General features: G+C 28.9%; 15 protein-coding genes. 5 read left to right on the top strand and 10 right to left on the bottom strand.

The window, feature by feature from the left end; all coding sequences use genetic code 11:
• A partial coding sequence (gene vraX, locus KA824_RS12650) for a C1q-binding complement inhibitor VraX (protein ID WP_210133277.1) occupies positions 1-225 on the top strand: 225 nt, incomplete at its 5' end.
• 366 nt (positions 226-591) lie between these two features.
• Here the strand turns inward: vraX and KA824_RS12645 are convergent.
• Positions 592-978: a VOC family protein gene (locus KA824_RS12645; protein ID WP_107385384.1), complete on the bottom strand. Its 387-nt coding sequence runs from the start codon at positions 976-978 to the stop codon at positions 592-594.
• A 231-nt stretch (positions 979-1,209) separates the two neighbouring features.
• Between KA824_RS12645 and KA824_RS12640 the strand changes: the two genes are divergently transcribed.
• The gene (locus tag KA824_RS12640) at positions 1,210-1,410 is read left to right on the top strand and encodes a helix-turn-helix domain-containing protein (protein WP_107385383.1); all 201 of its coding nucleotides are present in this window, start codon (positions 1,210-1,212) and stop codon (positions 1,408-1,410) included.
• 250 nt (positions 1,411-1,660) lie between these two features.
• Here KA824_RS12640 and KA824_RS12635 read toward each other — a convergent pair whose 3' ends face one another.
• Positions 1,661-1,843, bottom strand: coding sequence for a hypothetical protein (locus KA824_RS12635; RefSeq protein ID WP_107505408.1), 183 nt, complete (start codon positions 1,841-1,843; stop codon positions 1,661-1,663).
• Between the two features lie 136 nt (positions 1,844-1,979).
• Entirely contained in the window at positions 1,980-2,786 is an 807-nt protein-coding gene (locus KA824_RS12630) for an alpha/beta hydrolase (protein WP_107505407.1), read from the bottom strand.
• A gap of 182 nt (positions 2,787-2,968) precedes the next feature.
• Between KA824_RS12630 and KA824_RS12625 the strand changes: the two genes are divergently transcribed.
• The 3 genes from KA824_RS12625 (at position 2,969) to KA824_RS12615 (ending at position 5,318) form a co-directional block, all read left to right on the top strand.
• Positions 2,969-3,241, top strand: a complete 273-nt coding sequence (locus KA824_RS12625; protein ID WP_107386690.1) for a hypothetical protein — start codon at positions 2,969-2,971, stop codon at positions 3,239-3,241.
• A gap of 197 nt (positions 3,242-3,438) precedes the next feature.
• A complete protein-coding gene (locus KA824_RS12620) occupies positions 3,439-3,600 on the top strand; it encodes a hypothetical protein (protein WP_181187807.1) in 162 nt (53 codons plus the stop codon).
• 287 nt (positions 3,601-3,887) lie between these two features.
• Positions 3,888-5,318 (top strand): YfcC family protein, encoded by a 1,431-nt coding sequence (locus tag KA824_RS12615; RefSeq protein ID WP_181187806.1) that lies wholly within the window; start codon positions 3,888-3,890, stop codon positions 5,316-5,318.
• A 343-nt stretch (positions 5,319-5,661) separates the two neighbouring features.
• Here the strand turns inward: KA824_RS12615 and KA824_RS12610 are convergent, their stop codons facing one another.
• The 7 genes from KA824_RS12610 to KA824_RS12580 all read right to left on the bottom strand — a co-directional run bounded on the left by KA824_RS12610 (position 5,662) and on the right by KA824_RS12580 (position 13,089).
• Complete coding sequence (locus KA824_RS12610) at positions 5,662-6,144, bottom strand: GNAT family N-acetyltransferase (RefSeq protein ID WP_107385257.1); 483 nt, start codon at positions 6,142-6,144, stop codon at positions 5,662-5,664.
• Between the two features lie 159 nt (positions 6,145-6,303).
• The gene (locus KA824_RS12605; RefSeq protein WP_107385258.1) at positions 6,304-8,370 is read right to left on the bottom strand and encodes a heavy metal translocating P-type ATPase; all 2,067 of its coding nucleotides are present in this window, start codon (positions 8,368-8,370) and stop codon (positions 6,304-6,306) included.
• A 181-nt stretch (positions 8,371-8,551) separates the two neighbouring features.
• Positions 8,552-8,923 carry a VOC family protein gene (locus KA824_RS12600; RefSeq protein WP_107385259.1) on the bottom strand — a complete coding sequence of 124 codons (372 nt, stop codon included), beginning with the start codon at positions 8,921-8,923 and terminating at the stop codon, positions 8,552-8,554.
• Between the two features lie 261 nt (positions 8,924-9,184).
• Positions 9,185-9,982, bottom strand: a complete 798-nt coding sequence (locus tag KA824_RS12595; protein ID WP_181187805.1) for a glycerophosphodiester phosphodiesterase family protein — start codon at positions 9,980-9,982, stop codon at positions 9,185-9,187.
• Positions 9,983-10,906: 924 nt separating this feature from the next.
• Complete coding sequence (gene isaB / locus KA824_RS12590) at positions 10,907-11,386, bottom strand: immunodominant staphylococcal antigen IsaB family protein (RefSeq protein WP_181187804.1); 480 nt, start codon at positions 11,384-11,386, stop codon at positions 10,907-10,909.
• Between the two features lie 312 nt (positions 11,387-11,698).
• On the bottom strand, positions 11,699-12,082 hold the full coding sequence (locus tag KA824_RS12585; RefSeq protein WP_107385062.1) for a YxeA family protein: 384 nt from the start codon (positions 12,080-12,082) through the stop codon (positions 11,699-11,701).
• A gap of 602 nt (positions 12,083-12,684) precedes the next feature.
• On the bottom strand, positions 12,685-13,089 hold the full coding sequence (locus tag KA824_RS12580; RefSeq protein WP_107524510.1) for a phosphate-starvation-inducible PsiE family protein: 405 nt from the start codon (positions 13,087-13,089) through the stop codon (positions 12,685-12,687).
• Positions 13,090-13,114 lie beyond the last annotated feature (25 nt).

Raw genomic sequence — 13,114 nt, 5'->3', positions numbered from 1 at the left:
CACAGGAGTCTGGACTTGACTTATTATCGTGAATTGTTTTATAGAAAAAAGGGTGATGAGATGAAAGTATTACGAAAAGTTTATAAAGACGAAGAACCGATTTACCATGTTAAAACGGATAAGGGTTCTGTCATTAGAATTAAAGGTTCTGATGAGTTAACCGACGCAGAAACTGAAGAATTATTAACAATTGTTGCGGAAGATATTGATAAAATGAAAAAATAAATACTCATGTTTTTGAACGATGATTAATACGGCGGATAAAGGGGTTATATCGTATTGATCATCGTTACTTTACTACTTAGTTTACATCGTTATTGGATTGTAATTCGTATAAGAATGCATTTTGCAAACTCATAACTTTCTGTAAAGTTCCCTCCAATAAAATATACTTCATAAACATATCCAAAAATTTGTTAACCAGCGTTTAATTCAGAGGGCTACAAAAAATGATTATTCATTTTCATCGGTGATGAATACAGAAATTATATTTTATAAAGTGCTTTAATATAATAAGTAACAAGCACCAAATTTAACTTATATCATAAAAATTGACGATAAATTAAATCTAGTGCTTAGAAAAATATATACTTATTGCTCAATTAATTGAATTAAATTACCACAAGTGTCTTCAATGATTGCTAATTTAATTCCTTCAACCTCTTTTGGTGCTGTATGAAATTTCACATCTAAATCTGACAGTGATTGGTGTGTTTGTTCTAAATTAGAAACGCCAAACATCGTTACGGGAATACCTGCATTAAACAAATCATCTTGATATGTTTTTGCTATAGGATTCTCATTAGGTTCAAGAACGATTTCTACCGGATTGTTAGAATTGTTTTCTTTTACAGTTAACCATTTAAACCCACCACCAATCTCCATGTCATGTACAAGTTCAAAACCGAGCTTTTCTGTATAAAATTGTTTTGCCTTTTCTTGATCATCTACAAAAATACTCATAGCAATTATTTTCAATTTATTTTCCTCCTTATTATAAATATTTTTAATATTTTAATACCCTATCCTTATATCCTGACACTTTATACAATCAAAAAATGATTTATATTTTATTCAAAATATTAAAATTGTTGGAAATAACATTTCAATTAATTCCAAATAAATATTTAGCTATTTGAACATACAGTTTATCTGTACTAAAATAATTAATATAAGTCTTATACATTTAAATGATGGAGGTTTTAGATTTTGGAAATTTTAACTGAGCTACGTGAAAAAGAGCATTTAAGTTTGTCTAAATTAGCAATTAATTTAAACAAAGACTACGAGAAAAGTTATAGAATATGTCAAATATGGGATTGGGAACATGGATATAGAGAACCATCAGAAAATGACACTAAAATTTTAGCTGATTATTTCAACGTCCCTCAAAAAACATTTAGTCACTAATTATATGAATTTAGTACACATATTGAATTTATATAATTAGTGATTAGATTGATATCATGTATCACAATTTATATATGGACGAGATAAACATCATTTTTTTAATAATCTAGTCGACTTGCAATAACAGAAATGATTAGAATGTGAGTGATTGATTAAAATCATGATTATCAGACATTTTCTGATTAATTACTGTCTATATTATGTTTAAGCCTGAAAAAGTTTTCAGGCTCTTTTTTTATCGTGTTATTCATTACTTTTTATAAATAATTGTAATAAAATAATCTACGCCTTCCACAGTGTTTGTAACTGAAGGTGTAACTGAAACAAGTTCCCAATGCTGTTTATCGTCAACTTCATGTAAAAATTGGTTCACTCGTGTATCAAATTCTTCGAAACTCTCTTCGTATTCCATGTGCAAGGTTTTAATAAACATATTTGTCTCCTTCAATTATTTTGTCTTAATTATTTTTTTATTATAAATCCTTCAAATTACTGAAACAAACATTTTAAAATATTTGAGGACTTAATCAACAATAAATTTGTAAATCTACTTTAAAAATTCATGTGAATTATATTTCATTATCTAACCAATCAACAATTTCTTTAAAAATATTCTTGTTAAAAGAAGATTCATTAAATATTTCGTGTTGTAAACCATCATAAATATGAATTGATTTATGTTCAGAACCTATTTCATCAAATAATTGTAATGAATCTTGGTAACTCACCAACCCATCTTCCTTACCATGTAATATAAGTGTATGTTCAATAAATTTAGATGCATTTTCTTTTAAATACGCTATACCATCCATTAGACTAACTATTAATCCCATTGAAATTTGCTTTGCATTCAAATCATCTAATGCATATTTTTCAACAACATTTTGATCTGAACATAGTCCTTCACTAAGTTCGTTATCAAAATAACTATACTTATCTACATGATTGTCTACTTCACCAAACGTTTTCTTATTATATCTCGTTAAAGCGCCAGATGTTATTATGCCGTCTACTTCATTAGGATATTGTGTACCGAATAATGTTACTGTATATCCGCCCATACTATGACCAATTAAATATATCTTCCCTTTATAGTCTGCTTTAACTTTATCAACCACAGCAGTCAAATCTTCAACAATCTCATCTTTATTACTATAAAATGTCTGCTTGCCTTCTGATCGACCATGTCCCCGCTGATCATACCTAATAACATTGAATTCATTTTTATTTAAGTAATTAGCTAATTCATCATAACGATCAAGATGTTCAGCTAATCCATGGACAATAATAATATTAGCTTTAGCCTTTTCAATTTCATTTATTTTTGCATAAAGCTTCGTGTTATCTTTTGATGTTATATACTTTATATAATTCATTTTTATTTCACCCCATAGTATTAAAAATAAAGTTACCTATATTATTAAAATCCCCTTCCAAAATAAAAACAAACTTAATCCGCCTATAATATTCCAAAAATAAATAAATGGTGTTTAAACCCAACCTTCTTCCAACCTTTAAATCTTAGTTAATGATATGCTTATATCGGAGGGCGATATAAATGGCGAAATATATATTATCCTATAATTTAAATGCTATTTCTTATGGGTATGAAAAATTACCTTCTAAGTTAAATCTTGTTGGTAAACCTTTGTACATCTACAAAGGATTGTGGTTGTTAAAAAGTGACTTAGATCAAAATACGATTTGTGAAAATATAAAAAGTGTATTCAATTCAAATGATGATTTTTTAATATTTGAAATAAATCAAAGTCCTTTAGGTACCTTGAGTGAACAAAAGTACGATGAAATAATAAATTTACTTAATGATTAAACATATTCTTAAATTTGAATGTGTTTTTTATTTGTATTATTTAAGTTTATTTCATAAATATGTTATACTTTTTATTACTTAAAAGATTTATGTATAGTACAATTATATAAATGGTCAACTTTGTACTTCAACCTATTTCACAGTTTCATTTGCAATTTCATAATTTTAAAACAATGACCATTGTTAAGGGGATATTTATGAAAATTATTGATTTCAAAATTAGTAACTATGATATAATCTATACTGTTAAAACGACAAAAGGTAATACGTTTTCTCATGCACTACCTAAAGATACGACTTCGCATAATGTTCATCGCTATTTGAATATATTGTGTAGTAATGTTGATCGAGCAATGTAATAAACACTTATAATTAAAGATAGTGCCTTGTTACTGTCTTTAGTTATCAAATAAATAAAATGTTTCTAGTAAAATCTAGTAAATGAGCTGCACAGTTCAATTACTAGGTTTTTTATTTTATATTAATTCACACTAAATTGTTTAACTAAAATCATATTTATTTAATAATTTTATAAAAATTTTGTTATAATTATGTTTAAATTAAAATTTTCAGAAAATTAAGATTTTAATTTTTATATAACCATGATATATTTTCATTATTTATGTTAGCTAAAAGGGGTGTAGCAATGAAATTTTCAAAAAATAAAGGGAAAACAACAAATAAAGACAGGAAAAAGGTCGAAATGCCACATATTTATGTCATATTATTTATATTTGGTGTCTTAGCCACCATTTCAACTTACCTCATTCCTTCCGGAGAATTTGATCGAATTAAAGGACCAGAAGGTAGAGAAATGGTTGATGCAGACTCATTTCATTACATAAAAGCTACACCAGTGAATATTATTGACTTTATATCCATTATTCCAAGAGGTCTCATTGAAGCAGGTGAAATTGTATTTTTCACACTGATTATTGGTGGTATGTTTATGGTATTAAGACGTACGGGCATTATTGAAATTGGAATTGATAAACTCGCGCGTAGGTTTTTAAATCATAGTATCTTTATCATTCCAGTACTGACATCAGTATTTGCAATTATTGCTACTCTCATAGGTACTGCTGAACTTTCACTTGTATACATACCCGTTATCATTCCATTAATTATTGCTTTAGGTTATGATTCTATAACCGCTACTGCGATTGCGCTATGTGGTACTGTTGTAGGCTTTACAGTCGGTGTATTAAACCCTATCAATACTGGGTTAGCACAAAAATTATCTGGTATTCCTGTTTTTTCTGGTATTGGCTTACGACTAATAATCTTTGTTGTTGTGCTTATTATAACGATATTATTTATAATGAGATACGCACGAAAAGTAAAACAAAACCCACATATTAGCTTAGTTTACCAAGAGGACACTGAAAAAAGACAAACCTATAAAGACATTACGAAGCACGAACCGCTAGTTGCAACTCAACGTCAAAAAATTGGCATTGCAGTTGTATTAGCCTTTTTTATTGTACTTGTTTATGGTGTTACTACACAGGGTTGGTTTATGGTTGAAATGTCCGGATTATTTATCATTATGGGAATTGTTGTTGGATTAATTACTGGATTGAATACGCGTGAAATTTGCGAGTCATTTAATGACGGATTTAAAGACGTATTGATGGGAGCTATCATTGTAGGTCTCGCACGTTCTATCGCAGTAGTTCTTGAAGACGGTAAGATTATGGACAGTATCGTGCATGGCTTAGGTTCTGTTATTGACGGTGCAACACCGACTGTCGCAGTCATCGGAATGTATCTCGTTCAGGTATTAATTAACTTCATCATCTCATCAGGAAGTGGTCAAGCACTTGTCACTATGCCTATCATGGCACCATTAGCAGATATGCTAGGAATTACTCGTCAAACAGCTGTTTTAGCTTTTCAATTAGGCGATGGCTTCACACATGTATTCTATCCTACAAGTGGTTATTTCATGGCAGCATTAGCCATTGGTGGCGTTTCTTATACTAAGTGGATCAAGTTTTTCTTCCCTTTATTTATTATGTGGGGACTTATTTCAATTATTTCATTAGTAATTGCACAATTAATTGGCTGGTCATAAATATACAAATGCTGGCAAACAGACAATTCAGTGGCTTTCATAAAGCTTTAGTCATATAAAAAAACGTCTCTTTCTATATCTGTCCAATAGAAAGGGACGTCTTCTCTATTTTTATAAAAAGTCATAAGTCATTGGACGCTTATTTCCTTTATGGTAATAAACCTATAGAATCATTCTAAGTTGAGGTTGAACCTCATTTATATTGCCAACCAACATTCATTAAAACATCTAAAAATAATTGCTTAATTCTAAAAATATTTCGTTATCAATTTGCATAGATTACCGATTTTTAAATTCCCCTACTTAAAACTTTTGATAAATTTTTAAAAATTAGCGTCTTATTTTAATGTGTATCATTCCCTATCACTTTTTCCATTCTATAATTAGTAGTTTGAAACCCTAATTTATTGTATAAGGATACTGCCCTCTCGTTGTGACCAAACACATGTAAACCAATACGATGTATATTTCTTTTTTGGCAATAATCTTCGATACAAAGCATCGTTTTTTCACCTAAGCCTTGACCTCTATAACTGTCAAAAATATGTACATCATAAATAAAACATTTAGTTTTCTTTTTAATCCCCTCAAAATGTAACCAACAATATCCAATCATTTCATCCAAATAATTAACAGAAAATAAATCCTGATTTTCAGTAGCTAATCCATAAGGCAATAGTTTTTCAAAATCTGAACGTGCCCTCTCAATGGCACCTTCTGCTTCCCAATCACCACTTTTTATATGTTCATGCGCATATTCATGAATGCTATTTTCATAAATTTCATCAAAAGTTTTTTGCGTCATAGGCTCCAGTTTTAACGACATGTCATACCCCCTTTTTAATTAGCACTAGTTTAGCATAATTCATTTCTAGTTTACTAATTAAAAAAAAGTGGAACAAACACTTTACCTTTAAAAGATTGTGTCTTTCCACTTTATTCAAGCCAGTATATTCGTACGCGTTCATTCAAAATTTTTGTGGTTCTACTTCAATTTTAATGTCATTGCATTAATTGCAACAATAACCGTACTTAAAGACATCAAAATTGCTCCGACAGCAGGAGATAATATTAACCCTAAAAATGCTAAAACACCAGCTGCGAGTGGTACAGCAACAATGTTATATCCAGCTCCCCACCATAAATTTTGAACCATTTTTCTCATAGTATTTTTAGAAAGTGAAAGGAAATGAATTATATCTGATGGTGTACTTTTAACAAGAATCACGTCTCCTGATTCAACAGCAACGTCCGTACCAGCACCAATAGCCATACCTATATCCGCTCTAATTAAACTAGGTGCATCATTGATACCGTCACCAACCATCATTACTTTATGTCCATTATTTTGATAATCTTGAATAATTTTTTCTTTATCCTCAGGTAATAATTGTGCATGGACATCATTAATACCTAATTCTTTAGCCACTGTAGTTGCAACTTCATTATTATCTCCTGTTAACATCACTGGCGTAATATTTCTTGATAATAAATCTGAAACCATTTTTCTTGAACTTTCTTTAATTTTATCCCCTTGTGCAATAACTCCTATTACTTCTTCGTTATTAATTAAAAAGCTAACTGAGTTACCTTGTTTCGCAAGGTTTTCAAATTCTTTGATATTATATTTCAAGTTGTTATTTTCTAAATAGCTTACATTTGTAATTTTATATTTTTGATTTTCAATTATACCTTCTAATCCAACACCTGGTATATTGGTAACTTCTTGAGGATTTTTAATTTTGATACCTTTACTTTTAGCAAATGTCACGATACCTAAAGCGAGTGGATGATTGGAATTACTTTCCAATGAAGCAAATAAAGATAAGATTGCTTCATTATCACTTTGATCTGTATAACTTTCATAATGATTCACTGAAAAATCACCTTCTGTTAAAGTGCCTGTTTTATCCATCATAATATAGTCAATATGTTGAGCTAATTCAACAGAAGATCTATTTTTTATGATTAATCCATTATGTGCGCCAATAGAAGTAGAACGCGCCGTAACTAGAGGTATAGCTAATCCCAGTGCATGAGGACAAGCTATAACCAATACCGTCACTAATCTTTCCAAAGCAAAATCTATATTATTATGGATAAGCATCCACACGATAAATGCTATTAAACCAACACTTACTGCAAAATAAAATAGATAACCCGCTACTTTATCTGATAATAATTCCGCATCAGACTTATCATTTTGTGCTTGATTTACTAATCCCATCACTTGTGATAAATAGCCATTCTCTCCTGTAGCAGTTACTTTGACATGTACCGTGCCTGAACCATTAATTGAACCACCGATAACTTCATCTTGTTCATTTTTAACTACTTGCTTAGATTCTCCTGTTACTAATGATTCATCTACTGAGGTACTTCCTTGAGTTATCACTCCGTCTGCCGGTATGCTTTCTCCAGCTTTTACTTCCACAATATCATTCGCTGAAATTTCAGATATAGAAACCTCTTCTTTTTCTTCCGAATCTATCACTCTTATCGCTTTATTAGGTAAAAGTTCAGCCATTTTTTTCAAAGCATTACCTGCATTACCAACTGCATTCATTTCAATCCAATGTCCTAACAACATAATCAATATTAATGTAGCTAATTCCCAGAAGAAATCCATAACATGCCCAGATGCATGGCTAAAATGATTCATATAAAATGCATATAAACTATAAATATATGCTACAGAAATACCTAACGCAACAAGCGTCATCATACCAGGCTTTTTAGATAAAAGTTCATCTTTGGCACCAGTTAAAAAAGGTTTACCACCATAGAAAAACAATATTGTGGCAAGCACTAATACGATCCAATCGGAACCATTAAATGAGAATTGAAACGGTAATTTTATTCCCATCATTGGTGATAAAATGACGATTGGTATAGCAAATAACAGTGATATAAAAAATTTACGCTTAAAATTGCCATGGTGATGTCCCTGGTGATCATGCATATCATGTCCTTCATGATGCTGTGTATGATGTTCCTCATGCATCCCATGATCATGATGATCGCGTGATTCATGATTATTTGAATTTGTCATGTTTTATCCTCCTTATAGAGTGTAACGTTATTCTCTTAGCATTAATGATTATAACATATACCCCCACAAGGTATAATAAATATGCTTGCGATTATTAAAAAGGACCAAAACCAAACGAATTTCATCGATTTGGTTTTGGTCCTATTGACGGCAGTTATTTATTTCAAGAAAATAATAAATGCTATTCACTTACGGCGAAATAGTTACCTTGTCCATCTTGAAAATTAAATACCCGAGTTCCTGACATTTCAATAATATCATGTCCAGTTAAGCCTTTAGCTTTTAACTTTTCATAAAGTTCATCGAAATTTGATGCTTTAAACATAAGTGATGGTGTACCCAAATTAACTTCTGGACTATATTTTTTAATAAATGCTTTTTCCATAATAGAAATCGATGTTTCGGCCTCATTATTGGGTGCTATTTCTACTGCTTTATATCCTTCTGCTAATGCTTCTTCTGATAAAACGACAAATTCCATTATATTTTTCCAAAAATCAACAGCTTTTGACTGATCATCTACATATAGCATGACCTGATTTAATTTCTCCATTTTACAATACACCTTTCCAATTTCAGACTTTCTTAAATATAACCAAAACAATATACATATAAACGATTTATCCTAAAATAATTTACCGTTCATTATAAATAACCATATAATTTAAAATTTTAATATCCTAATTTATTATTTATGCTTCTTAAAGATTCAAAACTCTACTTAACGTCATTGTGGTTCTATATAGTCGTTGGCATTATTTAAGCATATTATTCGAATTACGCCTACGATCATAAATATTATTTTAATTAAATACTATGGATTATTGTTAAACCCACCATCAACCCCCATTTTTTTCATTTTTTTAACTTCTCCTTTACTATTTAAAGTAAAAACATGAACTTTTAATCCGTTATCGTGTACTCGTTTTACTAATTCAGGATTCACGCTTTTATGATTCATCCCAATACCATATATAAATTTTGATAAGCGTTGCAATTCTTTATCTGATAAACTATTAATTTCATTATCATCAATTAGTTTTATTAATGGAATGTTTTTATTTATTTTATGTATGTTCACTAAACTACTTTCAGAAAATGACTGTATTATAACTTTACCTTTTTTTAATTTATTTTTACCTAATAAAACTTTTTTATTGAGTTCTTCTACTAGTTTTTCATCCATACCTGGGTACATTTCAGGATTTTTAGTTTCAATATAAAAATTAGACTTTTTATAATATTTTTTTAATATTTCTGCTAATTCCGGTACTTTTTCATTTTTGTATTTTTTATCAAACCAAGATCCAGCATCTAATTTTTTTATTTGAGAGATATTTTTATCTTTTACATATCCTGTGTTATCAGTAGTTCTATCGACTTTACTATCATGCATTGCAATTAACTTATTATCTTTAGTCATTTGTAAATCTACTTCTATATAATCTGCATCCAACTCAATTGCTTTATCATATGCGACAAAAGTATGTTCAGGTGTCGATCCACTAGCCCCTCGATGGGCAATATTTAAATATTTTTTACTTAACATATCTGGAGAACAACCAGAAAGTAATATACCACTTAAAATACCTACGCCTATTACTCTTTTCAATTTAATATCTCCTTTTTACAAACTATCTTAAAAACAGAAATTAATTATAAATCCATTAAAATAACCACCTTTAAAGGTGGCCGCAAAAATGATAGAGCTCTAAAATAAATCATATTTTTATAATATTATACTAAATTAGATTTTACAACGCTTTTATAATAAAATTCGATAACACTGTGACATATATACATCATTATTATATAATATGAGCAAATAATACATTTGTCATACATGTTTCAATATCACGATACGCTATATCAAAGAGAGGTGCTTTATGAGATTTAAAAAAAGTCTAAAATATTCCATTGTTTTTTTCTTGATAATAACATTTATTACAATTTTAATCAGACCATCAGAAACAGGAATTAATAAAATTATGAACGCTTCTAATTTCGAAACATTGATTTTAATCAGTAACGAATTTTTAAAAACAATATCTATAAGTTTACCACCATCAATCATCATATTTTTGGTTTTTTATTTTTATATTTTAAGACCTCAGAAGGACTAATATGCCAAATGAATTTTAGACAAACGTACTTACCTTTTATGACAACGCATAAAAATTGTTAAAACTAAATTTATAATTAAAAGTTAATTCCTTCTCAAAGAACATGCTTAAATCCTTACTTCCAAAATTGTGTATATAATTATATCCTTAACCTATTAAAGTCACACTAAAAATATTTTTTATTACAAAAACGCCCACCAATTGGTGAGCGTTTGTTTATTAGAAATTTAGTTTTATAAAAAGAACCACTAGCATTACCTATTTTCTATTAATCACTTTTTGACTTGTACATTTGTAAATTACACACTGCTAAAAAATTTAAGAATGACATACATGTGATAAAAATACACTTTCATTAACTACATTATTTATTAAATTTGATTGATTGTTTAGTATTCCCTTTATATTTCACTTTAAGTATTAATTTGTACTTTGGTTACATAACCATCGTTTACATAAAATTTAATTGACGTACCGTTATAATTACGTTCATACATATGTCCTGCTGGTGTGTCGGTTACATCTGAAGGACCATATACTGTTAATAAATCATTTTTTGAAACAGATTTACCATCTAAATCAAAAGTAACAGCATCTGCTTTATTTTCGCCAGTTTTACGAAATGATTGATCATATATGTCTACCATCTCAGCTGTTTCTGCGTCACTACTTGTAATTTTATAACCATTAATTGTTAAATTACCGTATTTAATTGCATTAATAAAATCTTGATCCAAAATAAATTCACTATTTGCTGATGTATAACCTGTATAGTTATAATATGGCGTTTCTGCTGCTTGGGTTTGTGATTGATGTGAATCGATTGCTGCTGCACCTACTGCTGTACTAAATACGAGGCCGCAAGATAACATTATCTTTGACACTTTATTCATATTAAACACTCCCTGTAAAAATTTTGAATCTTGGTTGATTCAATTGTAATATTACACTTACATTACAAAAAGTCAATTATTTATTACTTAAATTCGATGCGATATTATTTTTAAATTTTGTATACGAACTTGTCGATGACAAAGGAAGAATTACTATAAACATGGTCAAAGTAATTCGTTTCTGAAAAATTGAAATGTGCCTTATCCATAGTAAAAATACAGCTTACTATAGAATTCTAATTCATGTTCATCAATAAAAATAAAGGAACTGTTTGAAAGTCCCTTTAAAGTGAGTTATCAAATTATCATTTTTTACTTTTCAATTTCTTCAATTGCTTTTTTAGGTATATCCTGTTTCTTAACTTCTTCATATGTAGCTACATGAGCTCCCTTATGCGTTATTTTCAAATATTTATCTAGCTTTAAACTTTGAGAGGCTGTGAAAGTAAGATTTCTACTTTCGCCTTGTTCATCATAAGCTTTTTGTGTGTAACTGACTCTATCATATTCCAAAAATTCATCAGGTTTTTTTGTTTTTACATAACTGCTTTCCTTTTTAACTAAGGGGTTAATGTGATCAATTAAACCAGCTATTTCTCCTTCTTGTTTTTTTCCATTTGATACTAAATACATTCCTATTAATATTATTGCTAAAGCTAGTATTACAACTGGCATTAAAATCAATATCTTCTTCATTTATATTCATTCCTTTCGTTATATAAAATTATTTTATCAACCAAAATGAATTAAGTGTACTTACAATATTGTTATCTTTTTTCACTTAAAATTCAGTTGAATATAAAATGTTAAAAATATATTTTTGGAAAGGATAATTAAATGAAGGAAATCAACTAAAACACATCAAAATAACGCAGAACAACCTAATCGTGAACAGCCACAACAGATTACAAAAGTACAAGAACCACAAGAGTATGACTATGAAGGGAATGGTGTTTATAGAACACCTAAGGAAGAAAAAACGCATGGAAAATAGATAAATGAGCAACATAAATGGTAAGAACAACATATGAAAAAAATATGAATTAGAAAATGAATATTTCGATTTATCTGATCAGATGTATGGTGGTGAAGAATACAATGATAAGGAAATAGAAGCAATGAAAAAAAAACAGGATGAAATACTAGATGAAGTTAAACCAATCAATTAATACTTTTACGGGCATCTAACTCTATCCTATATATTTTCATCAAAAAAACGCCTAACATAGTTAGACGTTTTTGATGATATGTGTGATTGAGAAGAAATCAAATCTTGATTTCTTCCAAACTTTATTGGATTAATCTAATGAAGTTTTTTTCAATAAATATAATGCTACGATTAACACAACGATTGTTAAAGATAAAATCATTGTCTCTATTGCATTATAGTGCTCCACTATAATAAACCTTATAACTGCTGTTATTCCGACATAAATAAAAAACTGTAATGAAAAATGATAATTTCTTTTGAAATATTGAATAATCAATATTATGAACTCAATATGCATAAATGCTACTAACATTTTTTCTACTACATAATTATATTTAACTGTTTTATTTATTAAAAAGCTATTAATCATTTCGATAATTTCTTTAAATAAAAATACTATTAAAATTATTGCTAATAACGCTATGCAAAGATTTAATAATAAAAATAACAGCTTTGTAAAATAACCAACTACTTTTTCATTAAATTCATTCAATTAAAGATAAAGTCCGTATAATTGT

It is taken from the genome of Staphylococcus sp. GDY8P198P (assembly GCF_017891615.1).
GTDB lineage: Bacteria > Bacillota > Bacilli > Staphylococcales > Staphylococcaceae > Staphylococcus > Staphylococcus cohnii.
This window is presented reverse-complemented; position numbering and strand designations above follow the sequence as displayed.

Coding starts and splice junctions, on each gene's coding strand:
- KA824_RS12600 (WP_107385259.1), bottom strand. CDS start 8,923: ATGGAGAAATTAAATCAGGTCATGCTATATGTAGATGATCAGTCAAAA.
- KA824_RS12585 (WP_107385062.1), bottom strand. CDS start 12,082: ATGAAGAAGATATTGATTTTAATGCCAGTTGTAATACTAGCTTTAGCA.
- KA824_RS12635 (WP_107505408.1), bottom strand. CDS start 1,843: ATGTTTATTAAAACCTTGCACATGGAATACGAAGAGAGTTTCGAAGAA.
- isaB (WP_181187804.1), bottom strand. CDS start 11,386: ATGAATAAAGTGTCAAAGATAATGTTATCTTGCGGCCTCGTATTTAGT.
- KA824_RS12630 (WP_107505407.1), bottom strand. CDS start 2,786: ATGAATTATATAAAGTATATAACATCAAAAGATAACACGAAGCTTTAT.
- KA824_RS12615 (WP_181187806.1), top strand. CDS start 3,888: ATGAAATTTTCAAAAAATAAAGGGAAAACAACAAATAAAGACAGGAAA.
- KA824_RS12605 (WP_107385258.1), bottom strand. CDS start 8,370: ATGACAAATTCAAATAATCATGAATCACGCGATCATCATGATCATGGG.
- KA824_RS12625 (WP_107386690.1), top strand. CDS start 2,969: ATGGCGAAATATATATTATCCTATAATTTAAATGCTATTTCTTATGGG.
- KA824_RS12610 (WP_107385257.1), bottom strand. CDS start 6,144: ATGTCGTTAAAACTGGAGCCTATGACGCAAAAAACTTTTGATGAAATT.
- KA824_RS12620 (WP_181187807.1), top strand. CDS start 3,439: ATGAAAATTATTGATTTCAAAATTAGTAACTATGATATAATCTATACT.